The organism is Lactiplantibacillus sp. 30.2.29 (genome assembly GCF_018991255.1).
GTDB lineage: Bacteria > Bacillota > Bacilli > Lactobacillales > Lactobacillaceae > Lactiplantibacillus > Lactiplantibacillus pentosus.
The window spans coordinates 1-26,664 of record NZ_JAGYGU010000018.1; the positions used below are offsets into that span (position 1 = coordinate 1).

A 26,664-nucleotide genomic window follows, 5' to 3' on the forward strand; every position below is an offset into this window, starting at 1 on the left:
CACGCAGAAACCCACTGCGCAATTTCAAATACGAGTCTTCTTCTAGCCCGGGAAACCCGCCCGGACAAGAAGAACTTCGCCCTTGAGCATTGTCTGCCACCCCCTCCAGTCGGGAACCCGCTCGAATGGCGGATGAACGACCACCTATCCAGGTACAATTGACCATTGAATATTAGAAACTGGATCTTTGTACAAACTTTGATCCAACATCAATGATCACTTGCGGCTTTTAATGCCGATGAGATGGTCTGAAGGTTGTTCACTAGTCTTGAGATTAAAAAGATGAGTTGACAAAATTGCTATTCGTTTAAAATTTAAGACGTTACTATTTCAGACAAGTTGGACAATTCCTGACAGGTTCAGTGATGCTTATAGTTCATCGTCTAAAACCACGAGAAAAGCAGCTAAATATTACCGGCTATTGGCCAAACAGTTGACTGTCAAAATGACGAGCGCAATACACATGATTTAGCTTTATTATAACCGCTTTCATCCGCGGTGTCAGTTAGCAACTGATCAGGTGGTGGGGCAAGCGTGCGTGCCGCAATGAAAAGACCAGGGTTAGTTTGGAAAATTCACAACTAAATGATGACCAGAATAAATTATTTTTGTACTTAAATCCTGATTTAGCGGGATTATTCCAGTTTGTTAATGAAAAGACACTATGAAAATAATGAGAAAATAGCTTGAAATCACTTGCTTGACCGCCTATGATTGCGACACGTATTTTATTTAGCACCAACTGGTTTTGCACTAACGAAGGATTATCGGACAAAAGGGATGGGGACTTTTATGAAAGCAAAAAAGGGTTGGTTAGCAGCGACCTTCTTTGCTGGGACGCTATTGCTAGCAGGGTGTGGTAGCTCTAAGGCGAGTGACCAGAAGCAGGATGCAACTAACCATTATAATTATGTGTATGTGTTAGACCCGGATAATTTTGATTATACCGCTTCATCTAAGCAGAACAACTCGGATGTGGTCTCGAACTTCGAGGATGGGCTGCTAGAACGAAATCCATACGGGAAGTTAACGGGGGACTTAGCGAAGTCGTGGTCGGTCAGCAAAGACGGTAAGACCTACACGTATCACTTACGTAAGGGCGTCAAATGGGTCGACAGTGAAGGCAATCAACACGGGACCGTCAAAGCACAGGATTTTGTGACGGGACTTAAACACGCGGTCGCGGCTAAATCCGAACAGTTATACGTGGTTCAGAATAGTATCAAGGGGTTGAACGCGTATGTGACGGGTAAGAGTAAGGACTTTTCGACGGTCGGTGTCAAGGCGTTGAACGATGATACGGTGCAATACAAGCTGAACAAGCCTGAAACGTACTGGAATTCCAAGTTGACGTACGGCGTGATGTACCCAGTCAACGCACAATTCTTGAAGCAAAAGGGATCCGATTTTGGCAAAGTGTCTGCGGACAGCATTTTGTATAACGGGCCATACGTTTTGGCTAACTTCACTTCGAAATCAGTCTTGAAGTACAAGGCCAATCCTAATTACTGGGATAAATCACATGTCTACTTGAAGACCATCACGCTGACCTATGACGATGGGAGTAATCCAGATGGACTCTATAAGTCGTTTGAAAAGGGCAATTACAGCTTTGCACGGGTCTATCCAGGTTCCGCCGGCTACAAGACGGTCTTGAAGCAGAATAAGAATAATATTATTTGGACGAGTCAAGATTCAAGCATCTTTAATTTCACCTTTAACCTGAATCGGCAGTCTTATAACTACACTTCCAAGAAGACGGAACAGCAAAAGCTGGATACCCGGAAGGCGATTTTGAATCAGAATTTCCGGTTAGCCATTCAATTTGCCTTTAATAAAGCCGATTATAACGCCCAAGTTAACGGGAAAGTCGGTGCGGATAAAGGGTTGCGTAACGAAATCACGCCACCATCCTTTGTTTCGATCAATGGCAAGGACTACGGCACGCAGCTGCAAGCAGACGTGGCAAATACGGACTTTAGCGATATCAAGTTGGCGGATGGTCAGGACGGCACGTACCAACCAGCTAAAGCGAAGAAGTATCTGGCAAAGGCGCTGGCTGAATTGAAGTCGCAAGGAGTCAGTGGCCCAATTCATCTCGACTTACCGGTGGACGAAAAGGCGTCCTTGAATCTGAATCAAGCTAAATCGTTCAAGAAGTCCGTCGAGACCACGTTAGGTAAACAAAATGTGGTCATTGATCTACAACTCCTGAGTGACGATAAGTTCAATGCTGCGACCTTTAACGCGACAACGGGTAAGACGGATGACTTTGACCTCAGCAATGCGTCTGGTTGGACACCAGATTACGATGATCCATCAACGTATCTGGAAATCTACAATCCAACTTCCGGGGCAGAATTGTTCACCTTGGGCTTGGATCCAACGGCGAAAGCAGATTCTTCAGCTTCCAATGCCGCCGCAATCAAGGCAGTTGGGCTTGACGAATACGGTAAGCTATTAGACAAAGCTGAAGCCATTAATACTGATCCGGCCGCGCGCTATAAGGCGTTTGCAAATGCCGAAGCGTGGTTACTGAACAGTGGGATCACGATTCCAGTCAATTCTGGTGGTGCCGGTGCCATCGTCAGTCGCGTTGCACCGCTCAGTGGACCATACGCACCATCCGGAATTGGTGATGGTCGTTACAAGTTCTTAAAGGTTCAAAAGAAGCCAGTCACAACAGCCGAAGCCAAAAAAGCGAAGGCTGAATGGCTTGCAAAGCGTAAACAAATTGCGCAGGAGGCCGCGACGAATTAAGTCGGCACTTGCACGGCGGGAAGAGGGCTAGCAATGGACTAGCCTTTTTTCTGTATCTAATAGTTACGAGCTGTTTCGACGATTCACAAGGAAGTGATAATAGTGAAGAAATACTTGTTTTATCGCGTGCTACGGTCGCTGCTGAGTATCTTCTTGGTGACGACGCTGACCTATATCATGATTTATTCACTCGTCCCGCGCCGTGATATTTTTAAAGCCGACCCGATGATCAGCAAGCTGAGCACTAGCCCTGACCAGCTCGTCGATTACAAGAATACGGCCTACGACAAGATGAATTATATCGATTATCTGGATACTAAGTCACTGCTCAATCAAGCCAGTCGTCCGGGGCAAACGGTGACCGCCGCCCATACAGCCATCAATACTGAGCGGCTGCGTCAGTGGGCCAGCCAGCACCGCTATACGCTCCATCGGTATCCGCAGAGTGGCAGCTATTATGCCACCCGCGAGTTACCGCTGTGGCAACGGGTGACCAAGTTCTATTCGGGCTTGATTCAGATCGATACCCCCTGGGCGGTGCATGATCCAGCTAATCCGAAGCTGCCCCGTTATCTAAAAGTCAGTCATGATCCGATTGTTGGCTGGGCCTTGATTGGGTCTGGAACGCGGTATAAGTATCAATTGTATGTCAATTCAACGTTTCCATTCTTGCATGAAAACTTCATCCATCTGAATTTGGGAATTTCGTACCCGACCTATGCGGGAACGCGGGTCACAGAGGTCATTGGCAGTCATCAGGGTGAAGCGGTGACCCATCAGTATAAGTTTGCGAACGGGCAGAAGTTATTCAGCACGGATGACGTTTATACGCGTCAGTATCAGCCAGTCAAACGCCAGGATCCGGCGCTCAAAGCGCAATATGGCGACAATTATACGGCCGTCTCACAACAACACCAAGACCCGTCGATGATTGGGACTTCTTTCAAAGCTGGGTTGGGCGCATTACTAATTGCTTACTTGGTTGCGATTCCCATGGCGATTTTGATGGCGCGCTACAAAGGTCAGTGGTTCGACAAACTGGGGACGGGTATCGTGACCGCCCTAATTGCAGTACCTAGTCTGGCGTTCATCTACGCCTTCCGCTACCTCGGCAGTGCGGTCTTCAACTTGCCAGATAGCTTCCCCACAAGTGGTGCGGGGGCCCTCGTATCCTGGATCTCGCCAACCTTGATTTTAGGCCTACTATCGGTTTCCGGCCTAGTCATCTGGTTTCGGCGTTACATGATTGACCAACAGTCTGCAGATTACGTTAAGTTCGCTAAGGTCAAAGGGCTGACGGACAACGAAATTTATCGTAAGCATATTTTTAAGAACGCCTCGTTGCCAATCGTACAAGGGTTGCCCGGTTCGATTATTGGGCTGATTGGTGGCGCAACGATGACTGAAACGATTTTCGCGATGCCCGGGATGGGGAAGATGCTACCGGATGCGATTTTAGCGCACAATAATCCGATCGTGATTGGTTTAGTCTTTATTTTTACGACGATTGCGGTCTTTTCAATTCTGTTAGGGGATATTTTGATGACGATTGTGGATCCACGAATCAAATTAACAGCGACGGGGGATGATTGAAATGGTAACTAGTCCAGATAAGCAGCACGCACCAGCTCGTCAGGAGCAACTCACGGCGGCGGATTTTAAGTTCGTTGCGTTGGATGATCAGGCGACGGAGAAAATCGATACGCCGACGTATTCCTACTGGCGGTCCGTGGCGCGGGTGTTTTTCGCGAATAAACTGACGATTGCGATGTTTATTCTGATGCTCGTCATCTTGTTGCTAGCGTTCATTCAGCCGCTGTTCAGTGGCTATAGCCTGATGAATGTCAGCAATATCAATGATTTTAGCGCTCGGTATAATTGGCCTAGCTGGCACTATTGGTTTGGCACGGATGCTGATGGTAAGTCCCTCTTTGACGCTATCTGGGCAGGGGCCCGGACCTCGATTTCGATTGGGGTGATCGCCTCACTCATTACAACGGTGATTGGCGTGGCGGTCGGCGCCTATTGGGGGAATTCTAAAAAAATCGATCGACTTATGTTGGAGATTTATAACGTCTTGTCCAACGTGCCCAATCTGCTGATTATCATCGTTTTATCGTATACCTTTGGCAATGGCTTTTGGAATCTGATTTTTGCGATGACGGTCACGACTTGGTTGGATACGGCGTATTTTATTCGCGTGCAAGTCATTTTACGCCGTGATCGTGAATATAACATCACTTCCAAGACACTCGGGACCCCAACGATACGGTTGATTGGCCGCAATATTCTACCGTACCTGACATCGGTGATCGTGACCCAATTGTCCCAGTTATTACCGGCCTTCATTTCGTTTGAAGTTTTCCTCTCGTTTTTGGGCGTTGGGTTGAGTGCCAACGTGCCGTCACTGGGACGGTTGATTTCACAATATTCGCCAGATATCACGAGCTATCCATATCTGTTCTGGTTACCCGTACTCGTGCTCGCCTTGATCACGGTGTCGCTGTATATTGTTGGGCAAAATCTGGCGGATGCGTCGGATCCACGGACTCATCGTTAGGGGGATGGTGTGATGAAACAGCAAGTTGTGTTAGCGGTTGATGATCTGTCAGTTAGTTTTCGTGTGCGCGGCCAGGATTTACAGGCGATTCGGCACGTTTCCTTAGCCTTATATGATCAGGAAATCTTGGCATTAGTCGGCGAATCTGGTTCTGGCAAGTCGGTGCTGACCAAAACGTTTACTGGCATGCTAGAGGATAACGGGCGCATCACCAGTGGCCGCATCATGTATGGCGACACCTGTTTGAGCGATTTAAAACGGGACCGGGAGTGGGATCAGATTCGGGGCAAGGGGATCACGACCATTTTTCAAGACCCGATGACGTCGCTTGATCCTATCAAAACGATTGGGTCGCAAATCGCAGAGGTCATCATCAAGCACCAGCAGAAATCGCCGGCAGAAGCAAAGGCCCAGGCAATCGAACTGATGACACGGACGGGGATTCCGGATGCGGCTGAACGCTACAACGCCTATCCATTCGAGTACTCAGGTGGCATGCGCCAGCGAATCGTGATTGCCGTCGCACTCGCTTGTCATCCACGGATCCTGATTTGTGATGAGCCGACCACCGCACTGGATGTCACGATTCAGGCGCAAATCCTGGACCTGATCAAACAACTGCAACGTGAGTACCATTTTTCAATTATTTTTATTACCCATGACTTAGGCGTCGTGGCCGCCATCGCAGACCGAATCGCGGTGATGTATGCCGGACAAATCGTGGAGTTAGGGACCTGCGACGAAATTTTTTATGACCCACGGCATCCGTACACTTGGAGCCTGTTATCGGCGTTGCCCCAACTGGCGACCGCAGACTCCGGACTCTATTCGATTCCCGGTACGCCACCATCGCTATTCCACGATATTGAAGGAGATGCCTTTGCGCCCCGTAATCGCTATGCGTTAGCGGCTGACTTCAAGCAGGAACCGCCGCAATTTGACGTTAGTCCGACGCATTGGGCGAAGACGTGGCTACTTGATCCGCGGGCCCCGAAAGTCGAAAAACCAGCACTAATTCGCAACCTCCACGCGCGGCTCGTGGCGTTGACAAAGTCGGAAATGCAGATCAGCCAAAAGACAGGAGGACCCACTAGTGACGAATGAAAAGCAGGCACTGTTGACGGTTAAAAACTTAGAAATTGCCTTTGGCGCCGGTAAACGGCGATTTGTGGCGGTCAAGGATGATAATTTTGACCTGTATCCAGGTGAGACGCTGGCCTTGGTGGGTGAATCTGGTTCGGGCAAGACAACGATTGGGCGTGCGATTTTAGGCATTATTCCGACTGCAGCCGGCACGATCACGTTTCATGGTCAACCCATCAATCAGGGCTTGGCAGCCAAAGCCCACCGTGATGTAATGCGCAAGATTCAGATGATCTTTCAAGATCCCGCGGCCTCGCTGAATGAGCGGGCTACGATCGATTATATTATCTCAGAGGGACTATTGAATTTTCACCTGTATCACTCTGAACAGGACCGACGTGAGCAAGTCGCACGGATGATCAAAGCGGTCGGCCTGTTGCCCGAGCATTTATCTCGATATCCGCATGAATTCTCAGGTGGGCAGCGGCAACGAATCGGCATCGCCCGTGCCCTGATTATGCGGCCGGAGTTGGTTGTGGCGGATGAACCGATTTCGGCACTGGACGTTTCGATTCGGGCGCAGATTCTAAACTTGCTCAAGCAATTTCAGCAGGAAAGTCAACTATCATACCTGTTCATTGCACATGATCTCTCAGTGGTCCGCTTCATTTCAGACCGAGTCGCGGTGATTCACAACGGCCGTATCCTAGAGCTTGCACCGACCGCAGAGCTCTTTGCACATCCGCTACACCCGTACACCCAATCGCTGTTGGCGGCCATTCCGATTCCGGACCCGCAGCTGGCGCGCCAGAAACAACTGGTCGCCTATCATGAAGTGGTCCATGAAGACCCGGCTGATGTGCCCCAATTCAGCGAAGTCGTGCCGGGACATTTCATTTATGCCACTCAGACGGAGTTGGCGGCTTACCGGACCCAGCTAGCGGTCATGCGGTCGTGAACTAGGGTGGTTAGCTGGCCGGCTGCAGGCTTGGCGGTAAGTCGGGTAGAGTCTAGTGGAACTGCCGTACTACTTGTTTGAAAGCTGGAAAAATGGCCGGAAACGGCGAATATGGCGATGGAACCGCGGGACTAGGGGGCAACGCTAAGTCATCGCTGGCACGAGGTTCATACCGCAAAAAAATGCCGCAAACCAATTTGGCTTGCGGCATTTTTGCTTAATCACCGTTATAGATGGAATTCTTAACGACCACGTAATCGCACTTGGTAATGGCCTTTAAGTCGCGGCCACCCGCGTAGGAGATCGATGATTGTAAGTCTTCTTGCATTTCGTTGAGGGTGTCGGCTAAGTGGCCACGGTAAGGGACCAACATCTGCTTGCCTTCAACGTTTTTACGTTCGCCTTTTTGCGTTTCACTGGCTGAACCATAATATTGTTTATAAGTCTTGCCATCGATTTTTAAAATGTTGCCGGGTGATTCTTGGTGCCCAGCTAACATCGAACCAATCATGACCATCGTCGCACCGAAGCGGATGGACTTGGCAATATCGCCATTGGTCCGAACACCGCCGTCCGCGATGATTGGCTTACGAGCGGCCTTGGCGCACCAGCGGACAGCCGCTAATTGCCAGCCACCCGTTCCGAAGCCCGTCTTGACCTTCGTGATGCAGGCTTTACCAGGGCCCACGCCAACTTTGGTGGCATCCGCACCGGCGTTTTCTAGGTCACGCACGGCGGCCGGGGTGGCAACGTTACCGGCAATCACGAAGCTGGCTGGCAGGACGTCCTTGATGTGTTTGATCATGGCAATGACGCTGTCAGCATGACCGTGCGCAATGTCGATCGTAATGTATTCAGGGACGATTTGATTAGCAGCGAGGTCGTCGATAAAGTCGTATTCGCTCGCTTTGACACCGACTGAGATCGATGCATACAGTTTGTCAGCGTGCATCGTTTCGATAAAGGCCCGCCGTGTTTCTGGCGCAAAACGATGCATGATGTAGAAGTAGTCGTTGGTCGCAAGCCACTTAGCGATGTCGTCATTAATGACGGTCGCCATGTTGGCAGGTACCACTGGAATCTTGAAACGCCGGCCGCCGAGTTCCACGGTGGTGTCAGCTTCGGAACGACTGTTAATCACACACTTGTTTGGAATTAATTGAATGTCTTCGTAATCAAAAATTTCCATACCCATTCTGTTACAGCTCCTTTAAAGTTCGTTGGGAAGGTGGTCGTCCTTATCCCCAAATGTCGTGGTCGATCACGTTGGTTTGTTCACGGTCGGGACCGACAGAGAAGGTCGCAATCTTAACGCCAACGAGTTCTTCTAATTTACGTAAATAATTTTGGGCATTCGTTGGGAGTTCTTCAAAGGTCTTGACGCCCGTAATATCTTCGTCCCAGCCAGGTAGTTCTTCGTAAATCGGCTTGCAAGCTTCCAATTCCTTCAGACTGGCTGGGTAGTGATAGATGGTTTCGCCGTTCAGGTCATAAGCGGTACATACCTTGATGGTCTTCAAGCCAGTCAAGACGTCCAAGCAGTTCAAGCTGAGGTGGGTAAACCCAGAGACTCGTTTGGCATGCCGTAACACGACGCTATCAAACCAGCCGATTCGCCGTGGCCGCTTCGTAACGGTACCGTATTCGTGGGCCGTTTCACGGATGAAATCACCCACTTCATCGAAGAGTTCAGTTGGGAAAGGTCCGTCACCAACGCGAGAGGTGTAAGCCTTTAAAACACCGACACAGTTGTCGATCTTAGAAGGGCCGACGCCACTACCAATGGTGACCCCACCGGCGACTGGGTTTGAGGAAGTGACGTAAGGATAAGTCCCTTGGTCGATATCCAACATCACGCCTTGAGCGCCTTCAAAGAGTACCCGTTGGCCGTTATCGAGGGCGTCGTTGATCACCACGGAAGTATCCGTCACGAATGGTTTCAAAGTTTGTCCATAAGCGTAATAGTCATCAAAAATATCTTCAAATTTAAGTGGTTCCAGATCATAGAGCTTGGTAATGATTTGGTTCTTTTCGGCTAAGTTACGTTTGAGTAAAGCGGCAAACGTGTCCTTGTCGAGTAAGTCGGCTACCCGAATCCCGATTCGTTCGGCTTTGTCCATGTAAGCTGGGCCGATCCCTTTGTTGGTCGTCCCAATCTTGCCGCCAGCCTTAGCCTTTTCTTGAGCACCATCTAAGGTGATGTGATAAGGCAAGATGACGTGGGCCCGATTTGAAATTCTCAGGTTATCAGGGTTAACGCCGTTATCGCGCAAATATTGTAATTCTTCAACTAATGACTTGGGATTTAGCACGACGCCATTCCCAATTACGGCGAGTTTGTCGTGGAAGAAAATCCCAGATGGAATCAGCCGTAATTTGAAAGTTTGTCCATTAAATACGATGGTGTGGCCGGCGTTGTCGCCGCCTTGGTAACGTGATACCACATCTGCTTCCTGACTCAAAAAGTCCGTGATCTTTCCTTTACCTTCATCGCCCCACTGGCTACCTACTACTACGACTGATGCCATATTCTTCCACCTCATTAAATAGTTTAATTATGAATAATTAATCCTAGAGAGTAGTCAAACGTTCACTACTCCAACAGAAATGAGTATAGCAACTTTAGCCCCAAAACGCAACCTGAAATCCGAATGTTCTTGTTTTAATGTTAATTAATTGTTCATAGTTAGACACAATTGTTGTCGATTAACCGGAAAAACATGATAATGAAATGAAAAAAGACGGGATATTTTCATTGTTCGTCCCTATGATTAAACTGGCTGATGTGATATAATAATGTTCGTGTTTTGTTAGTGATTACCTAAATAGAAATGAGGATTAGCAATGATTGATCGTTATACGCGTCCCGAGATGGGCAAAGTATGGTCGTTAGAAAATCAGTATCAAGCGTGGTTGGAAGTAGAGATTGCTGCAGACGAGGCCTGGGCTGAATTGGGGAAGATTCCGGCAAGTGATGTTGCTAAAATTCGAGAAAATGCCAAGTTTGATGTTGATCGGATCGCGGAAATCGAAGCCGTAACGCATCATGATGTGGTTGCTTTTACGCGTGATGTTTCCGAATCATTAGGCGCCGAACGTAAGTGGGTTCATTATGGCCTGACAAGTACTGACGTGGTCGACACTGCTCAGGGGTACCGTTTGAAGCAGGCCAATGCGATTATTCGCCAAGACTTACAGGACTTACGGGCGACACTAGCACAACAGGCGAAAAAATATAAATATACGGTTGAAATGGGCCGGACGCACGGTGTTCACGCTGAACCAACTACCTTTGGCTTGAAGATTGCCCGCTGGTATTCAGAAATCAACCGGGATATCGAACGCTTCGAACACGCAGCCGCGGGCGTTGAAGCGGGTAAAATCAGTGGCGCCGTGGGGACGTTTGCCAACATCCCACCGTTTGTCGAAGAATTTGTCTGCAAACGACTCGGCTTGCGCGCACAAGAAATCTCAACACAAGTCTTACCACGTGACTTACACGCGGAATACATTGCGAGCTTAGCCTTGATTGCAACCAGCGTTGAAGTGTTCGCGACCGAGATTCGGGGCTTACAAAAATCTGAGACCCATGAAGTTGAAGAATTCTTCAATAAAGGACAAAAGGGGTCTTCAGCGATGCCGCATAAGCGTAATCCAATCGGTTCTGAAAACGTGACTGGGTTGGCACGCGTTATCCGTGGTCACATGATGACGGCTTACGAAGACGTACCACTGTGGCATGAACGCGACATTTCGCACTCATCTGCAGAACGGATCATTTTACCAGATACGACGATCTTGGTGGACTACATCTTGACGCGAATCAACAAGATCATTAAGACGTTGACGGTCTTCCCAGAACGGATGAAACAGAATATGGATGCGACTTACGGGTTGATCTATAGTCAACGCGTCTTGTTAAAATTGATTGATACCGGCATGTCACGTGAAAGTGCCTATGACCTGGTTCAACCGTTAACGGCTAAGTCCTGGGATGAGCAGCTCCAATTCAAGCCACTCGTCGAAGGCAACGCCGAAATTCGCGAACACTTGGACCAAGCCGCTATCGATGACGCCTTTGACTACCATTATCACTTACGTCACGTTGACGAGATTTTCGAACGATTAGGATTAGACGATTAATTTAAAACTAATGAAGCCCCAGCGAATGATTCGCTGGGGCTTTTTGGGGCATTTTGTTACTGTGTTTTTAAGTTCAAAACCAGCCAGCTTGGAACCGCTGGAAACAGTGCGAGTTAGCGTAAACTTGCAGTCGTGGCGTCGTCCTACACCGGCTTCCAGGCATTCTGTGCAATGGCTGGAACGTGGTGGACACAGATTTAAGCCGAAGTCCGCGTCTTAAATACTGGTCTTTCACTAACCAAGCAAAGAACGCTTGCTAAGTGAAATTTCACCACTGAGCCTTGCACAGAATGCCTTCCAGCCGGGATGGTATTCGAAAGGCAGACATGTGCGGACTCAACTTTTGGTTGGATTAGTCGTTGGTTCCTTAGTACATGGTTATCTTGATATTCAACTGTCAGACTGGGTTCTAACAATAGTTAAATGTCCTTACCCATGGTTTAAGGTTTTTGACAAGCAACTTCACTGAAATTACCTGTCAGAATTTTCGCTAGTCGTCTGAGATAACAAAGTCTTGAATTATAAACGAAGGCAATTTTATTGAACAATTTCAAGCTAGTTGTAATTGGAAGTAGTGAATAATATTCAGGTAATCTTCTCAGCGTTCAACTGCCTTAAAGAATTAATGATACCAATTTGAAGTTTTACTGAAAGTCCAGTCACCTATATCCAGTGGTCAATTGCACCAAGTTAGGTGGCCGTTCATCCGCCATTCGAGCGGGTTCCCGACTGTAGGGGCTGGCTGACAATGCTCAAGGGCGAAATTCTTCTTGTCCGGGTGGGGTTCCCGGGCTAGAAGAAGACTCGTATTTGAAATTGCGCAGTGGGTTTCTGCGTGAGTTCAAATCGATGTCCGCCCTGTTCCAGCGTTGTCAGCCGGCCCCGGAAGTCGGACTAGGACGAACAATGCTGACGGACAGTAATCCGAATTAACTGGCAAGCTTTAATCATGATTCATGACCAATCACTAGCACAATGCGTAAGTGTAACGTAACAAAAAGCGATTCAAAGCAGTTGGCCTTGAATCGCTGTATTTTATGCCTAGACTGTGATAACGAGACAATTCAAATCATCGTGTGAAATCAATCTTTAACATCTTAAGCCCGGTGCCATGCGGCATAGCCGATGGTTGGAAAGATGCCGATCAAGCGGTCGACTTGGTCCCGGTCCAATTGATATTCAATGGCTGGTAATAGCGCGTTGACTGCGTTTTCGGCCTGGTCGCTGATTTCAGTGACGCCGACGAGATGGCCGTCCTTGTCATGAACTTGTTTGCTAGCGGCGATCGGTTCACGGGAGACTTGGTAATACCAGTAGTTGGCTAAATCATTTTCGGCCACGTCCAAACCAGCTTTTTCCGCGTCTGGAATCTTCATCCCGGCTTGAGCGATTCGTGGTGAGGTGAAGACCACGGATGGAATGACCGGATAGTCGATGGGGTCAGTGGTCTGACCAGAGAATAGGCGCATCAAGTATTTGGACTCGAAGTAAGCGGCAGGGGTGACCTTTGGCAAGTCGTTGGCGAGCACATCACCGGCCGCGTAAATGTTATCGATGTTGGTTTGGAGATAATCGTTAACGTAGACCCCGTGGCGGTCGTATTTGACGCCGACTTGGTCCAAACCTAAGCCGTCTAAGTTCGGAATCCGGCCGGTGGCATCTAAAATCCAGTCAGCCGTTAATTGCTGATGGTCACCATAACTCACCTGGAGTTGGTCGGTTTGTTGTTCGAACGCTTGAACGTTCGCATTTTTGATGAATTTGACGCCTCGTTCGGTTAAGTCAGCAACGACTTGTTCAACGTAAGGTTGATAGAAGTTGCGGAGCGCTTGGTCACCGTGAAGCATCACTGTCACGTTAGCGCCAGCGGCATTGGCAATCGTCGCGAATTCCATGCCGATATAGCCGGCCCCAATGATGACGAGGTTTTGCGGCAACTGCTTGAGGTTCATGAAGTCGCTGCTGTCATGGGCTAATTCAGTACCCGGAATGTCCAAACGGTGGGGCTTCAAGCCGGTCGCAATCACGATCTTTTCAGCGGTGATCGTTTGGTCGTCATCCACGATTACGGTGTGGTTATCTTTGAACGTCGCGTGGCCATGAATAATCTTGGCGCCACCATCTTCCAAGCGAGCGGTTAGACCAGCTGGTAAGGGGTCGATGATTTCTTGTTTATGCGCCACGTTGGCCGTCCAGTTGATGGTCGGCGCACTACTTAACAGGTCGTTCAAGCGAGCAGCTTCACGGGTGAGTTTGACTGGTTCATCGAGCGTGATTTTGGCATTACACCCGCGATTAGGGCAGGTCCCACCAATTAAACCACTTTCAATCACACCGACTCGGACCCCGGTCTTAGCGAGTGGGGCCGCGCCATCAAAGGTCGCGTGGCCCGCACCAATGTATAATACGTCGTAATCGTACTGAGTTGCCATAACTTATCGTCCTCCATATGAATTATTTGATACTTTAAGCTTAACGATTTTCATAAATGTTGACAACTGATATGAATTGCCGATTAGACGTTGGTTCTCTATACTGGAAAGTAGTTATTGAATAGGGGACGATAAAATGCACGCATTAATTGCCATTGATTCTTTCAAAAATTCCATCACGAGTATTCAGGCCAATCAGCTGGTGGCCCGGCGTTTTGAAGCACACGGATTAGCAACGACTCAGGTGGCGATCGCGGATGGTGGTGAAGGAACGGTTGCGGCCTGGTTAGCGAATCATGCGGGTGGTCAGTCGATTACGGCGCAGACCGTCGACCTAGCCCAACAGCCGCTGGAAGCCACGTATGGCTATTTTGCGGCTGAAAAACTAGCTGTGATTGAGGTCGCCGCTGCATCCGGCATTCAGTTTGTCACGGAGGAGTTGACCCCGTTAGCCACGAATACTTACGGGACGGGCCTGTTGATCAAGGACGCAATCAAGCACGGGGCACGTAAAATTATTCTGGGCCTCGGTGGTAGCGGGACAGTCGATGGGGGTGCCGGCATTTTGCGAGCGCTCGGCTATCGGTTCCTAGATGCCGATGGGAACGAACTCGCGATGATTGGTGCTGATTTAGGCAAAGTGGCTACAATTGATATGCAGCAAGTCTTACCACAACTCGCCGACGTGACGTTTATCAGCGCGGCGGATGTGACGAATCCGTTGACTGGGACCAATGGCGCGGCGAGAATCTTTGGCCCACAAAAAGGGTTGCCCGTAGCCCAAATCGACGCACACGATGCGGCCCTGGCGCACTATATGACGATTGCGAGTGGTCAGGTAAGCGCCTGTGCTGGCGATGGTGCAGCGGGTGGAATCGGCTTTGCTTTGCGCTATTTCTTACACGCTCAGGTGCAATCTGGCTTTCAACTACTCGCCGACGTGAGCCAGTTGAAGGCCAAGGTCGCGCAAGCTGATTTGGTCATTTCGGGCGAGGGCCAAGTCGACGACCAGAGCTTTATGGGCAAAGTCCCGATTCAGTTGAGTCAAATGGCACAGGCAGCTGACAAACCGTGTTATCTCCTCGTTGGCCGGCAAAAAGGGACTAACGCAACGTTTGCCGAACAGGGCGTCACTGCCGTCTTGCCCATCGTTGACCAAGTCATGACCTTAGACCAAGCCATGGCACAAGGACCGGCCAATCTGGAACGGATGGCTGACCGGTTAGCCCGAATTATCAGTCGGACTGCACGCTAGTAAACTGTAGAAAAGTGAACCTGTTGGCAGACAAAACAACCTGAGGTGGGGGGAAGTGCCCCCGCTGGTAGACAAAAACTGAGTGCTGCATCGTGATTCACACGGTGTAGCACTCAGTTTGTTATTTAGTCCGTTTTATTGTAAAGGCCTCGTTAAACGCAACGATCAATCGCTACAGTTGCCTACCAGCGTTGCTTCAGAGACAGACGGCCGCTTAGTCTGCAGGCACGTATTGGTCTAAAAAGGCGGCGATATGCCGTTGATATTCGGCCGGGCCAATCCAGAAGCTTTCCGCGTGCGTGGCATTAGGGACTTGCCACATCTGCTTGGGACCATTAGCGGCTTGATAATTTTCTTTGAGCATCCAGCTGGGCACGTAGACGTCTTTTTCGCCGTGGATGAAGAAGATTGGGAGGTGATTCCGTTTTAGCTGTTCAACGGAACTGACATCACTCAAGTAGTAGCCCATTCGGTGGCGGTTAATGAAGCTGACGATCGGCACAAAGGGGTATTTTGGTAAATGAAATTGGCGTTTTAGTAAGTACGCTAATTCTTCTTCGATACTGGAGTAACCGCAATCGGCGATGATTGCCTTGACCTGTGGCGGTAGCTCTTCACCACTCATCATTTCAACGGTCGCGCCACCCATGCTGACACCAAATAAAATGATTTTGGTGTGCTGACCGTTGATGCGGAGGACTTTATCGATCCAGCCGAGGTAGTCGCGGCGATCTTGCCAGCCAAAGCTGATATATTTACCAGCACTTTGGCCGTGACCGCGGTCGTCTGGCAATAAGACGTTGTAGCCCATTTGGTGAAACATATAGGCGTAGTTGGCCATCGTCTCGCCGTCGCCCTTATAGCCGTGGGAGATGATGACGGTACGGTTGCTGGTCGTTTTGGCGGGCACGTACTGCGCAACGAGGTGGTTCGCTTCGTCTTGCACGTTGAGTTGCCACTGTTTGACTGGCTGACGATGCAGCCAATCGACGTAAGCGTAGTATGCATCGGCGTATTTTTGTTTGTCTGCGGATGTTTCGGGCACGTAATCGACGCGTTTGAAAGCAAAATTATAGAGCTTTTCACTCGCAATTAGGGCAGTTGAAAAGATGGCTGCCGGGGCCCCGATTCCTGCCAACACGCGTGTTTTCTTCATAAGCTATCACTCCTAATCTCTCATAAATATGATACGCCGATTGGAAGAAATATGAAAATATTTATCACGACAAACAAAAAGGCCACCGCGGCGGGCGATGACCTAGAAATTGACCTGGTCGCTAGGTGGCATCCCCAGCGAACTTGCTTTTCATTAACTTTGGAGGAGTAAATGAAAAAGGTTCAAGTGGCTGAAGGAGATGTCCAGTCACTATATGTTTAGTATAGTAGTTTGACCGTTAAAAGGTAACTAAATTGCATACTTGAGCGGCTAAAAATCAGAAAATTGCTTGTGGGTGGTCAATATTGCGGTGTGGCTGGGTTAATAAGTGCAATCCTGGCCGGTAATTGGTGCTGGCTAGTGGCATTTTTGTTGATTTAAACCTGGTCTTAACGTTTGATGGTTGCTAGCGATTAGCCACGCAGTTAGCACGCCATACTTACACGACCTTACCGCTTATTCAAGATGTTTTGAATCGTGTTGGCTTCAATTTGTGAGCGGTCATCTTGTAGCCAACCGTTGATCAGAAATAAGTCAACTAGTGCCCAGATTCCCGTCACAATGGCGCCAAAGCCTAATGCCAGCACCGTAATCAAGGTCATGGCGATTGCCGAACCAGTTTTGCCCACGTAGTAACGATGAGCGCCTAATGTGCCGATGAATAGGCAGAGTAGGTAGGTAATCAATGCTGACTTCTTCCGTAGTTCGATTTCAGAGTTAAGCACAAGTACTTCTTCATTGGTCAATTGTCCCCGTAAATTAGCGTTATTGATCATTGTGTATAATTCCCCTTATGTTGTGGTACTAAAAGCACCGATATTTTGACAGAATTCTATCATACAACAAGTCAGTCAATTAATTAACTAATATTTTAATTAAAATTAATCATTTATGACATCAATTGTTAGAGCGGTAGCTAAAATGAAAATTATCGCCTTAGCCGGTGGTCCTTTTAGGGTGAATACATTGCCGTGTCATTTATTTTTTTATTGAAAATCTCCCCCAAAAGTTCCCCCCAATCGTGGAAATTATATGCATATATACAGAATTCTGGAATTATCAAGCACTTATATATCAACGATTCAAACTGAAAAATGCATAAAAAACAAAAACCACCGTATCGGGGAATACGGTGGAAAAAGGAGTAGGGTAAACATGTGACGGGGAATCACATGTTACTATGAATTTCATTACTTTGGAGGAGTAAATGAAAAATTTTAGGTTGTGTTATAGCTGATTGAGTTAACCTCAATTGCTATGATGTAATCATACCGAGGTTGTGTGAAGAATTTGTGACTGAATGTCTCTAATCCCGTGAAAAAAAGGGAAAGGCTTTGTTAAGCATTTGAAGAATTATCAGGTAGCGTAGGTTGTAACGAGTGGACCTATGCTGCGTTAATGCCTAAATGAAGCGGCAGTCGTAAGAAATCCAACAGTCAATTGCGTAGGTTATTCTGCAAGTCTCCTGAAAACTAGACGGAAGCGATTTACCTGCTCACGAACACAACTCTAACCAATGACGTACTCATGAACACAAATCCGACTAATGTTAGGACGCAAGGGCCGAGCAGCCCAAGTGAAACTTAAAAGAACGCCCGATTAGCAATCAGTTTGACAAAAATGATTGTTAATCGGGCGTTCTTTTTAAAGTAGATCATTGATCTGATCGAGCAGATGCAAGTTAGTTATCGTCGCGATTGCCACCGAACAAGATGATCAGACGCAGCAATTGTAAGAACGTCGACAGTGCCGCTGCGACGTAGGTCAAGGCAGCTGCAACGAGCACTTTACGCACCATTGGGACTTCATCGCGGGTTAGCACTTGGCCATCTGATAAAATCTGTAAGGCGCGACGTGAGGCATTAAATTCAACGGGTAGCGTGACTAATTGAAATAGTAACGCCAATGAGAAGAGCGCGATTCCCAAGTGAATCAGGGACTGGTTGTAACTAAGCAAGACGCCAATAATGATCAGCGGTAATGATAGTGACGACCCGATGTTGGCGACGGGAACTAAAGCAGTCCGTAGTCGCATTGGCCAGTAGCCGACGTTATCTTGAACGGCGTGTCCACATTCGTGAGCGGCAACCCCGATTGCGGCGACTGAAGTGGAGTCAGCGGTTGCTTCTGACAAGCTAAGGATTTTGGTCTGTCCATTATAGTTGTCAGTCAGGTCACCGCTGATTTTTTGGACGCCCACATCGGTAATCCCAGATTGACTAAGGATGAAACGGGCCGCATCGGTCCCCGACGTTCCGGATTGGCTCCGGTAGGCATCATAGTGGCGGAAGGTACTGTTGACGTAACCCGAGGCAGCCATTGAGATGACCAACCCAAGGATCACGAGTAAATAAGTTGGGTCAAAAAATGAATAGAACAAAGTCCAATCCTCCTATTGGTTTGATGTTAATCCGTATTTTATCAGATTTGTGGCGACATGCCTACTGAAGAAAGTCATTGTAAAGTGTCTTTACTATCCAAAAATGTCGGCAGATTATATAATGAACCCAGTTAATCGCTATTGGCAAAGTGAGAAGGAGTTTTCTATGGAAAAGACGTATCGGACCAAGACGTATGGAGAGATGCCGCTTAAGTTGGATACTGGAAAAGGTTGGATTTTTCCTAAGGGTGTAGAAGTCAAAGCCCACGTTGACTTAGAAACTGGGCAAGTGAGCTTTTTTATCGCCCCGGAAGACCTTGAGAAAATGAAATAGTTCGTATTAGTGTTGCGATAGTGACGTTCAGTGACTGGTTTTGGCCGGTGACTGGGCGTCGCTATTTTAGTTTACGCGGCGATTGGTTAAATTATTCAGAAGTTTTTAATGCGTCGAATGATTTGCGCGTTAGTTTAACGACAAGTTCGAACAAGGTGTCCACTTAAAATCCGAGAGTTAGGCATCGGCAATTGTCAGACGGCTCCGTAAGTTGGAGTATGGAAGCGCACCGGCTGACGAATAGTAAACCAAACAAATGGCATGATTTAATCCACTTTAATGCTAAAAAAAAACTAGCACAATGCATATCAGAACAAAATAAAAACCTCCGTATCGGGGAAATACGGAGGAAAAGGGAAGTAAATCGGTAAAAATGTAATTAAGTACACACACATCATTACTTGGGGAAGTAATCATTAAAGTTAGGGGGTCGTTAAGGATTGGGATTTCCTTAATGACTATAAACATAGTATAGCGGCGATGCATGAAGAAAGTGTGACGGGAAATTTTTAAAAACGTGATTTCCCGACGAAAAAGTGCGGTCAGTTGAATGCTAAATATGATGATTTTTACAAAGTTTATAACAAAATAAGACTAGTCGGAAAGGCAGAAGTGGCTTGAAATGTTGATATAACAGGATAACTACGATGTGGTTTGGTCGAGATGCTATAATTGGGCACAAATTGATTGAAAGGTGTTTTCTAAAATATGACAATTAAAATCGTCACCGATTCTTCGGTCCAATTAACGGCGGCCGAGATTGAACAGTATGATATTGAAGTTGTTCCGTTACTCGTGGGGTTCGGTGGCGACTTGATTGCGGATACAGCGGTCAGCGCGGCTGAATTCGATCAACAAATGGCAGTCAGCCCGATTCTGCCTACGACTAGTCAACCGCCAATCGGTGACTTTGTGACCTGCTACGACGCGCTGACGAAGGATGGCAGCCAAGTCTTATCCCTTCATCTGACCGAGACGTTGAGCGGAACGGTGAACGCAGCCCGTCAAGCAGCTAAGTTGGCTAGTGGTGATGTGACCGTCATCGATACCCAAGCCGCTGACCGGGGCATGTCTTTTCAAGTGCTGACGGCTGCGCGGATGGCCCATGCCGGAGCGGATATGGCGGCCATTTTAGCTAAAATCGCTGTTATTCGGCAACATACCAAGACTTATTTATTCGTGGATACCCTGGATAATTTGGTCAAAGGTGGCCGGGTGCCGAAGTTGGCAGGGGTGGTCACGAACTTGATCAAATTAAAATTTGTCTTTGAATTAGTCGATGGAAAATTAAAATTCTATACGCGCGGTCGGGGGAAGAAAGCGCTGATTAAAGCGCAGGCCCAAATCCTAGACCAATTGGCGGATGCGACCCGGGTCGAAGCAGCCGGAATTTCGTACGTGGGGGAACCAAGCGTTGCGGAAGCGCCTGAAAAGCTCCTTCAGCAGGTCGTGCCCCAAGCTGATTTACTGGTTGCACGAACTAGTCCAATTATTGCGACTCACACGGGTGTTGGCGCTTACGCGTTGATGTTCTATACCGTCGATTAAATTTGACAGGACGCACTACTATTAAAGAATGCTTTGATGTGTTATAATTAATGAATAATAAATAAGAACCGTGTTGGTGCACTGTTCTGAGCCTAACCACCATTTTAATGATGACTAGACCCGGATGGGGCACCTTTTTTGTCACTCTTTTTCACCAAAAGAAAGTAGGAACTTATGTGAGTTATCTTCTCAATAATCCGTTTTTCGGGATCGGGTTGTCGGTCTTAGTTTATGGGATTGGCGAGTATTTCTATCACAAAACAAATCGCTTTGTGTTATTCCAACCATTGTTCTTTGGAATGCTGCTCGGGATTGGTTTATTGGTATTGATTGCGTCGATTCTTAAGGCACCCGTGCAAAAAGTTTATGAAGCGTACCAAGTTGGTGGCGATTGGCTATTCTGGTTTGTGGCGCCTGCCACGGTATCGTTTGCCGTCCCACTGTATAAGCGTAATGATATTTTTAAGAAACACTGGGATGTCATCTTGATGGCCCTCGCGATTGGCTTGTTATTGTCATTATTCGGGATTTACGGTGTGTCTCGCTTACTTGGATTGACCGATGCGGCGCTGGGCGCGATGTTAGTTCAAGCAGCCACGACCCCGATTGCCTTGCCTGTCGCTGAATCGGTGGGCGGGGATCAAGCAATTGCCGCGTTTGCCGTGATTCTGAATTCAGTTCTGATCTACGCGTTAGGCGACCATTTTATTCGGTGGTTCAAACTCCACAAAAATCCGCTGGGCGCGGGACTGGGTTTTGGTATCGCGGGTAACGCCGTCGGGGCCACCAAAGCGATTGAAGTCAGCGAGGCCGCGGGTGCGACAGGGGCGATTGCCTTCGTCGTTGCGGGAATTTTGGTCAATTTTATGGTTCCAGGTTTTGCACAGTTGATTGGGTTAGGCTAGACGGTCCGGGAGGGATTCGATGAAAAAAGGCGCATTTATAAAACAAATTGTCATTTACGGCTTGATTTTATTAGCTAGTAGTTTGATTGCTAATTTAGCCAACAAACTCTGGCCCGCATTTCCAATGCCAACGCCGCTCATTGGAATGATCATGTTATACCTGTTGTTGACGTTCAAAGTGGTCAAGCTTGAGCAGGTTGCCGGCGTTAGTAACTTTTTCGTTCAATTCATCAGTCTGATTTTTATCCCATCAGGAATCGCGTTGGTGACGAAACTAGACGTGTTGAAAGCGGAAGGCGTTCAAATCGTGATCGTGATTATCGTTTCGACGTTGATGTTATTATTGTTTACCGCGGGAATCGCCTGGATTTTGATTCAAGTCAAAGAATGGCTAGCAGCGCGACGAAGCAGTAATCAGATGGAAGTTGAAGAAGATTAAATCTTGGTGGCACATAATTTACTTGCGAGTAGATTGGGTACCAGTTGGATCTAATCGAAACGAGGGCACTTGAACTCGTTTTGGCTATGACGAGCTCGTGATAGCAGGCCGTTACCGGTAATTATCGGTAGTGGCTTTTTTAGATACGGGCGAAAACAACACGCTGTTGAATGGCCGCCATCCTTGCCAGGTTGCGTTTGGATAATAAAAAAGCCACCACATCAGCGGATGTAGTGGTCAAGGAGTAGGAAACATCAAAGTGGGGGCTTTGATGAACCCCATTCATTAGACTTGGGGGAGTCTATGAATGAAAGTGATTATTGTGGTACGTTATGGCAGCAACGCACCCATAATCTAAAAAACTAAAGAATATTAAGGATCGATAGTTAGTTGGTCACTTTCTATCAATCTGCGACTATTATAATTGCAAAAGTTATTGGCTGCAACTAATTGAGCTGATTAATTAGTTTAAAGTGACTCTAGGCTGAAAATCATCCGCAAATAATCCCATGTGATGAAGGTCGATGCGTTGCCCGTCACGCTTGATAGCGCGCTTGTTTGTGCCCTCAAATTCGAAGCCACTATTCTGATAAACAGCGATGGCCGCGGTGTTTGTTGCGATGACGTCCAAACAGACCTTATAAAGGTTCAATTCGTTAAAAGCATAGTTGAGAATCAAGCTCAGCGCTTCGGTCCCATAGCCATGACCACGTTCTTCAGGGTCTCCAATTGCAATCGCCAGCTGGGCAATCTGGTTGTTCCATTCGATGTTGAAGAGGGTCACGAAGCCCATTAAGTGGTCGTCCTCAAGACTATGAATATGAAAGTAGTATTCCGTATGACGGTCCAGGTTGCGGTAAGTCCGTTCAAGGTCTTCGCCAGTAAGCGGTCGCGCCGCCGCGGTGTCCATTTTACGAACGAAATCAGCGTCCGTATACCAGTCACTAATTTCATCAAAGTCTTCTGGTTGTGGCACGGCTAAGGCCACGTGGGGCCCAACAAACATATTTTTCAAAATAATCCCTCACTTGTATGATCAAATCTTACTTCAATGGTGGCGACTTAACGGGTCGTTGTCAACTGCAAATTTTAGCGTGATCACGCCTGGTCAGTAGTTACAGACCTAGTTATCAGTCTTACGCTTGTTTAGCGACCGCAGACCTAGTTATCAGTCTCGCGCTTGTTCAGCAGCTACAAGGCTAGTTATCAGTCCCATGCCTGGTTCTTAGCCAGTGCCTAGTTAATAGCGTCATGACTGGGCTAGTTGGCCGTGCGTAAAGAGACGTTTGCATAAACTTTACAGTTACTTTATATGAAGGTTGGTAAAACTTTACGTTGGCTCGCTATATTAGAGGTAACCATATGGTGATTAAAGTATGAGAGGGAGGATCGAATTGCGTCCTTTACAAGTTGTTCAGATTTCTGATCTACATTTAACCCCACGCGGCCAAGTTCCAGTACACGGCCAACAGTATGATCCCTGGGCCAAGTTAGCGAATATCATCGAAGACATCCGCCAATTACCAACATCACCGGATTTGATCGTCTTTACCGGAGACTTGATTCATGATGGCAGTGCCGATGACTATCAACGGTTGCACGCTATCGTCCATACGATGGAAGCGGAGTTCGATTGTCACGTGCGCGTAATTTTAGGAAACCATGACCAGCGCGCCGCCTTTTATGAAGGCTACTTGCCGGCGGACCCCGGCCCGTATTATGCGAGTCGGATGCGAATCGGCAATAATGATTTTTATTTCTTGGACTCCAAGGTCAGCGGCTACGAGGCCGGTTGGTTAGCTCCGGCCCAGCTGCAGTGGCTCGGCAAGCATTTACGCCAGGCGCCGACGAAACGGGCCTTTATCTTCTTACACCATCCGTTAGATGGGCCCACATTGACGAATATGCACTATGCGATCTTGCAAAATACCCCAGCGCTACTTTCCGTCTTACGCGGGCATAACTTAGGTGGCGTCTTTTCCGGCCACGTTCATTTTGCCACGCAGTACTTAATTGGGGACAATATTTTGAACGCGGTTGCAGGTTCGGTTGCCTACGCAATTGATTGCCACGATCCGTACCACCACTACGTCTATGAAGGTAGTAGTTACCAAATCATTACAATCGATCGTGGCCAGGTCGGTGTGACCACCCGGCAACTTATGCACGGGACCAAAGTGATCGACGAATTCACGATTGCAAGTACGAAATTTGTGGAACATACTCCCAAAGGATACCAGTCAAGATAGCGCTTTCTTGATTAAGCGCGTATAATGAAACCAACTAATCAGGGAGGTGCTTGACAATGCATTTATGTGGTCATCACAAACAAGAACGGCGTGCAATGCCACCGAAAATCAAACGGCGCTTACAGCAACGCTTGCTACCGATTGCGGCATTAGAAATCACGGCAACGACGATTGTGGTCGCGGATGTGTTACGGGCGAAATCGTTCCGGCATGGCCATCGCTTAGGATGGTTACTGCTAGCATTTGTTCAACCATTCGGCCCATGGCTATATTTCATGTTTGGTCAAGAACGTTAGGCTAGCTAGCGAATTAATGGGTCAGTTGAAAAGTCTGAGTGTTGCTCGGGCTTTTTTGTTACGGGGATTTAAGCTACCGATGAAGAACGGCATACATCAGTTAAGTGAACCGTCTGAATATTGGCGGCATTGTTCGACTGATTTTGACGTTTATGAGTGAATCGTTGACGTTTATGATTATGATGCCCCGTTTCATTAGCAAGCGTGTACAATGGAGGTGGAAATCAAAATAATTGTGACTTGAAATTAATCATTTGTTATGAAAGGGCAAGTTGCAAGTAGGGGGATTATTCGCGATGCAGAAAGAAGTAGAATTGCGGCAACAAGCACAACGGGATATTCAAGGACTGATTGTCAAATTGAGTGAATGGCCTGACCAATCGGGGGATTTGTTGGACATCATCGACGTTCTCGCGCAAGTCGATAAAAAGATCGGAACGGTTCGGAATCCGGAAGCACTGGTCAATCGGCTGGTCAACTATATCCGAAGTGTTGCCATTAAGGGCCGGTTGCATTTTCCTGATGACGAAGAAAAACTCATGATTGATTTGGGAACCATTGGTCAAAAAGCTGGACTAAACGGCGCCTACATGGCTGACTTTTCCGACAAATCACAATTTTACGGGATGTTGGAAGAGGTGCCACAACATTAGGCCACGAGTGGGCGGATGTTGAGTTAACGTAAACGATAAAATGATTGCAACTTGATAACTAATCAGGTCGCAATCATTTCGTTTACAATCAATTATTCACTATGCGTCAATTTCAACCGTTTCAAATCAGTAGTCTTAGTAACATTGAGCAATTTCTGGCAGTCAGGGCACAATCCGTAGACTTCCATGTTGTGGCCCGTGACTAAATAACCGGAGAGTTCCGCGGCCTTGGCTTCGACACTGCGGAGGTCTGGCTCAAAAACGTCGGTGATTTTACCGCAATTTTCACAAACAACGTGATAGTGTGGGCGCCCGAAAAAGTCGTAGTGGGTGCCGGCATCGCCATTTTGGAGCTCGATGACGATCCCTAAGTCCACGAAGAGTTTCAAGGTGTTATACACGGTTGCGAGACTAAGATTAGGTAACTGACTTGCTAACTCCTGATAAATTGTTTCGACGGATGGATGATTATGGTGAGTAATCAAATAATTAAGAATAATTTGCCGTTGCGGCGTTACACGAATCTTGTGGTCCTTTAATTGCTGCAAGGCTTGGGTCAACATATCTTCTGCCACGACGCGATACCTCCTTTTATCATATTCACCCTTATTAAACCACACTTTTTAGAAGGATTCCAATTTAGAAACATTACTAGATAAAACTTTTGACAAAATTAATTAACGAAATCCATGAAACCCCTTTACTGGGGGTGGATGAGTGAGTAAACTAACGATAATTAAGTTGAATTCTGATGGAGGTGGTAATATGACACAAGCAATTGTTCCAGCCTTACCAATTGAGCGCGCACGGTATGAGCAAGCCTATGTGCTCGGATTAGAAGCGATGACGCGTGTGATTCAGCGGCTAACAAGTGAATGTGAAGCTGGCGTGGGACCAGATGACCGGTTTCCAATCTTCGAAGTTAGTTATCAAATCACACCAACGGAACTGACGTTGGCAACGATGCAAACGCGTGCCAATCAGCTGGCGATTCGTCCGGTCCTCTTGAGCGCCGATTCTCGCCAGGTGACTTTAAGATTCCAGCTATTACCACCGACTGGCAAAGCGGTCTGGACACCAACGGCAGGGGCACTCTGGCGCTTGTATGACGGCTTTCTCAGTAATTTGCGCGGCATGCGTCTACCAGCAACTGCCATTCGCGTTAGTCTTGCGGCTAGTTCGCAAGCTGACGCCATCGTGACGCCGCTGCGCCCCAGTTTTCGGAACTATGCGATTCAGGGGCCCACAATAGTTCGTTATCAGCGACACAGGCATCCGCTGCCGACACATTCACGGCGAGCGACCATTTATCAGCTGAGCCATTACTTACGCTGAAACGAGCGGGAAATCATCGTTCAGGTTGTATCTGAGTAGTCATCATGAATTGGCTGACAACCGCCTATGATTGGCGCGAGAGACTTCTGGCGTTCATCGCGGCGGATGGCTGGCCAGAGAATCAGGTTTCACATGAAATAGGCCGATTCAAGGCAGCCAGGTCACCCAGGCGCACTTA

The 26,664-nt window shown here is 47.7% G+C and carries 23 protein-coding genes; 15 read left to right on the forward strand and 8 right to left on the reverse strand.

Annotated features, from left to right (window positions below; genetic code table 11):
• Window positions 1-792: 792 nt before the first annotated feature.
• The 5 genes from KGF65_RS10790 (at window position 793) to KGF65_RS10810 (ending at window position 7,361) form a co-directional block, all read left to right on the forward strand.
• Window positions 793-2,760, forward strand: a complete 1,968-nt coding sequence (locus KGF65_RS10790) for a peptide ABC transporter substrate-binding protein (RefSeq protein ID WP_101874126.1) — start codon at window positions 793-795, stop codon at window positions 2,758-2,760.
• Window positions 2,761-2,862: 102 nt separating this feature from the next.
• Window positions 2,863-4,353: an ABC transporter permease gene (locus KGF65_RS10795; RefSeq protein ID WP_101874125.1), complete on the forward strand. Its 1,491-nt coding sequence runs from the start codon at window positions 2,863-2,865 to the stop codon at window positions 4,351-4,353.
• Between the two features lies 1 nt (window position 4,354).
• Window positions 4,355-5,320, forward strand: coding sequence for an oligopeptide ABC transporter permease OppC (gene oppC, locus KGF65_RS10800; RefSeq protein WP_216748463.1), 966 nt, complete (start codon window positions 4,355-4,357; stop codon window positions 5,318-5,320).
• A 12-nt stretch (window positions 5,321-5,332) separates the two neighbouring features.
• Window positions 5,333-6,424 (forward strand): ABC transporter ATP-binding protein, encoded by a 1,092-nt coding sequence (locus tag KGF65_RS10805; protein WP_101874124.1) that lies wholly within the window; start codon window positions 5,333-5,335, stop codon window positions 6,422-6,424.
• Complete coding sequence (locus KGF65_RS10810; protein ID WP_216748464.1) at window positions 6,414-7,361, forward strand: ATP-binding cassette domain-containing protein; 948 nt, start codon at window positions 6,414-6,416, stop codon at window positions 7,359-7,361. Before KGF65_RS10805 ends, KGF65_RS10810 begins: the two co-directional genes overlap by 11 nt.
• Window positions 7,362-7,578: 217 nt before the next feature.
• Here KGF65_RS10810 and KGF65_RS10815 read toward each other — a convergent pair whose 3' ends face one another.
• Entirely contained in the window at window positions 7,579-8,550 is a 972-nt protein-coding gene (locus KGF65_RS10815) for a GMP reductase (RefSeq protein ID WP_216788200.1), read from the reverse strand.
• Window positions 8,551-8,599: 49 nt separating this feature from the next.
• Window positions 8,600-9,889, reverse strand: coding sequence for an adenylosuccinate synthase (locus KGF65_RS10820; RefSeq protein WP_003639882.1), 1,290 nt, complete (start codon window positions 9,887-9,889; stop codon window positions 8,600-8,602).
• Between the two features lie 316 nt (window positions 9,890-10,205).
• Between KGF65_RS10820 and purB the strand changes: the two genes are divergently transcribed.
• A complete protein-coding gene (gene purB / locus KGF65_RS10825) occupies window positions 10,206-11,504 on the forward strand; it encodes an adenylosuccinate lyase (RefSeq protein ID WP_050339902.1) in 1,299 nt (432 codons plus the stop codon).
• A gap of 1,097 nt (window positions 11,505-12,601) precedes the next feature.
• Here the strand turns inward: purB and KGF65_RS10830 are convergent.
• Window positions 12,602-13,936 (reverse strand): NAD(P)/FAD-dependent oxidoreductase, encoded by a 1,335-nt coding sequence (locus KGF65_RS10830; protein ID WP_101874123.1) that lies wholly within the window; start codon window positions 13,934-13,936, stop codon window positions 12,602-12,604.
• 136 nt (window positions 13,937-14,072) lie between these two features.
• Here KGF65_RS10830 and KGF65_RS10835 point away from each other — a divergent pair, with 136 nt between their 5' ends.
• Complete coding sequence (locus tag KGF65_RS10835; protein WP_101874122.1) at window positions 14,073-15,191, forward strand: glycerate kinase; 1,119 nt, start codon at window positions 14,073-14,075, stop codon at window positions 15,189-15,191.
• A gap of 214 nt (window positions 15,192-15,405) precedes the next feature.
• Here the strand turns inward: KGF65_RS10835 and KGF65_RS10840 are convergent, their stop codons facing one another.
• The 3 genes from KGF65_RS10840 to KGF65_RS10850 form a co-directional block, all read right to left on the reverse strand.
• Entirely contained in the window at window positions 15,406-16,347 is a 942-nt protein-coding gene (locus KGF65_RS10840) for an alpha/beta hydrolase (RefSeq protein ID WP_101874121.1), read from the reverse strand.
• Window positions 16,348-16,796: 449 nt separating this feature from the next.
• The gene (locus KGF65_RS10845) at window positions 16,797-17,123 is read right to left on the reverse strand and encodes a TM2 domain-containing protein (protein WP_216748465.1); all 327 of its coding nucleotides are present in this window, start codon (window positions 17,121-17,123) and stop codon (window positions 16,797-16,799) included.
• A 905-nt stretch (window positions 17,124-18,028) separates the two neighbouring features.
• Window positions 18,029-18,727, reverse strand: a complete 699-nt coding sequence (locus KGF65_RS10850; protein ID WP_101874119.1) for a zinc metallopeptidase — start codon at window positions 18,725-18,727, stop codon at window positions 18,029-18,031.
• Between the two features lie 166 nt (window positions 18,728-18,893).
• On the opposite strand from KGF65_RS10850, the gene KGF65_RS10855 reads away from it, so the two are divergent.
• From KGF65_RS10855 to KGF65_RS10870, 4 genes are all read left to right on the forward strand, one after another.
• Window positions 18,894-19,061 (forward strand): hypothetical protein, encoded by a 168-nt coding sequence (locus tag KGF65_RS10855; RefSeq protein WP_003639876.1) that lies wholly within the window; start codon window positions 18,894-18,896, stop codon window positions 19,059-19,061.
• Between the two features lie 708 nt (window positions 19,062-19,769).
• Window positions 19,770-20,609 (forward strand): DegV family protein, encoded by an 840-nt coding sequence (locus tag KGF65_RS10860; protein WP_050339898.1) that lies wholly within the window; start codon window positions 19,770-19,772, stop codon window positions 20,607-20,609.
• Between the two features lie 176 nt (window positions 20,610-20,785).
• Window positions 20,786-21,514, forward strand: coding sequence for an LrgB family protein (locus tag KGF65_RS10865; protein WP_216748466.1), 729 nt, complete (start codon window positions 20,786-20,788; stop codon window positions 21,512-21,514).
• A 19-nt stretch (window positions 21,515-21,533) separates the two neighbouring features.
• The gene (locus tag KGF65_RS10870; protein ID WP_050339896.1) at window positions 21,534-21,953 is read left to right on the forward strand and encodes a CidA/LrgA family protein; all 420 of its coding nucleotides are present in this window, start codon (window positions 21,534-21,536) and stop codon (window positions 21,951-21,953) included.
• Window positions 21,954-22,416: 463 nt separating this feature from the next.
• Here the strand turns inward: KGF65_RS10870 and KGF65_RS10875 are convergent, their stop codons facing one another.
• Window positions 22,417-22,959: a GNAT family N-acetyltransferase gene (locus KGF65_RS10875; RefSeq protein ID WP_033619776.1), complete on the reverse strand. Its 543-nt coding sequence runs from the start codon at window positions 22,957-22,959 to the stop codon at window positions 22,417-22,419.
• A 370-nt stretch (window positions 22,960-23,329) separates the two neighbouring features.
• On the opposite strand from KGF65_RS10875, the gene KGF65_RS10880 reads away from it, so the two are divergent.
• The 3 genes from KGF65_RS10880 to KGF65_RS10890 all read left to right on the forward strand — a co-directional run bounded on the left by KGF65_RS10880 (window position 23,330) and on the right by KGF65_RS10890 (window position 25,151).
• A complete protein-coding gene (locus KGF65_RS10880) occupies window positions 23,330-24,202 on the forward strand; it encodes a metallophosphoesterase (RefSeq protein WP_181185317.1) in 873 nt (290 codons plus the stop codon).
• 56 nt (window positions 24,203-24,258) lie between these two features.
• Complete coding sequence (locus KGF65_RS10885; RefSeq protein ID WP_216748467.1) at window positions 24,259-24,498, forward strand: PLD nuclease N-terminal domain-containing protein; 240 nt, start codon at window positions 24,259-24,261, stop codon at window positions 24,496-24,498.
• A gap of 296 nt (window positions 24,499-24,794) precedes the next feature.
• Window positions 24,795-25,151 (forward strand): bacteriocin immunity protein, encoded by a 357-nt coding sequence (locus tag KGF65_RS10890; RefSeq protein WP_101874116.1) that lies wholly within the window; start codon window positions 24,795-24,797, stop codon window positions 25,149-25,151.
• Window positions 25,152-25,243: 92 nt separating this feature from the next.
• On the opposite strand, the gene KGF65_RS10895 is transcribed toward KGF65_RS10890, so the two are convergent.
• Window positions 25,244-25,726 (reverse strand): Fur family transcriptional regulator, encoded by a 483-nt coding sequence (locus KGF65_RS10895; RefSeq protein WP_003639868.1) that lies wholly within the window; start codon window positions 25,724-25,726, stop codon window positions 25,244-25,246.
• Window positions 25,727-25,916: 190 nt separating this feature from the next.
• Between KGF65_RS10895 and KGF65_RS10900 the strand changes: the two genes are divergently transcribed.
• Window positions 25,917-26,486: a hypothetical protein gene (locus KGF65_RS10900; RefSeq protein WP_088770590.1), complete on the forward strand. Its 570-nt coding sequence runs from the start codon at window positions 25,917-25,919 to the stop codon at window positions 26,484-26,486.
• The last annotated feature ends 178 nt before the right edge of the window (window positions 26,487-26,664 follow it).

Bases quoted from the DNA above. Each gene is read 5' to 3' on its own strand.
- KGF65_RS10790 (WP_101874126.1), top strand. From the start codon at position 793: ATGAAAGCAAAAAAGGGTTGGTTAGCAGCGACCTTCTTTGCTGGGACG.
- oppC (WP_216748463.1), top strand. From the start codon at position 4,355: ATGGTAACTAGTCCAGATAAGCAGCACGCACCAGCTCGTCAGGAGCAA.
- KGF65_RS10805 (WP_101874124.1), top strand. From the start codon at position 5,333: ATGAAACAGCAAGTTGTGTTAGCGGTTGATGATCTGTCAGTTAGTTTT.
- KGF65_RS10815 (WP_216788200.1), bottom strand. From the start codon at position 8,550: ATGGAAATTTTTGATTACGAAGACATTCAATTAATTCCAAACAAGTGT.
- KGF65_RS10820 (WP_003639882.1), bottom strand. From the start codon at position 9,889: ATGGCATCAGTCGTAGTAGTAGGTAGCCAGTGGGGCGATGAAGGTAAA.
- purB (WP_050339902.1), top strand. From the start codon at position 10,206: ATGATTGATCGTTATACGCGTCCCGAGATGGGCAAAGTATGGTCGTTA.
- KGF65_RS10830 (WP_101874123.1), bottom strand. From the start codon at position 13,936: ATGGCAACTCAGTACGATTACGACGTATTATACATTGGTGCGGGCCAC.
- KGF65_RS10835 (WP_101874122.1), top strand. From the start codon at position 14,073: ATGCACGCATTAATTGCCATTGATTCTTTCAAAAATTCCATCACGAGT.
- KGF65_RS10840 (WP_101874121.1), bottom strand. From the start codon at position 16,347: ATGAAGAAAACACGCGTGTTGGCAGGAATCGGGGCCCCGGCAGCCATC.
- KGF65_RS10845 (WP_216748465.1), bottom strand. From the start codon at position 17,123: ATGATCAATAACGCTAATTTACGGGGACAATTGACCAATGAAGAAGTA.
- KGF65_RS10855 (WP_003639876.1), top strand. From the start codon at position 18,894: ATGGAAAAGACGTATCGGACCAAGACGTATGGAGAGATGCCGCTTAAG.
- KGF65_RS10860 (WP_050339898.1), top strand. From the start codon at position 19,770: ATGACAATTAAAATCGTCACCGATTCTTCGGTCCAATTAACGGCGGCC.
- KGF65_RS10870 (WP_050339896.1), top strand. From the start codon at position 21,534: ATGAAAAAAGGCGCATTTATAAAACAAATTGTCATTTACGGCTTGATT.
- KGF65_RS10875 (WP_033619776.1), bottom strand. From the start codon at position 22,959: ATGTTTGTTGGGCCCCACGTGGCCTTAGCCGTGCCACAACCAGAAGAC.
- KGF65_RS10880 (WP_181185317.1), top strand. From the start codon at position 23,330: ATGAGAGGGAGGATCGAATTGCGTCCTTTACAAGTTGTTCAGATTTCT.
- KGF65_RS10885 (WP_216748467.1), top strand. From the start codon at position 24,259: ATGCATTTATGTGGTCATCACAAACAAGAACGGCGTGCAATGCCACCG.
- KGF65_RS10890 (WP_101874116.1), top strand. From the start codon at position 24,795: ATGCAGAAAGAAGTAGAATTGCGGCAACAAGCACAACGGGATATTCAA.
- KGF65_RS10900 (WP_088770590.1), top strand. From the start codon at position 25,917: ATGACACAAGCAATTGTTCCAGCCTTACCAATTGAGCGCGCACGGTAT.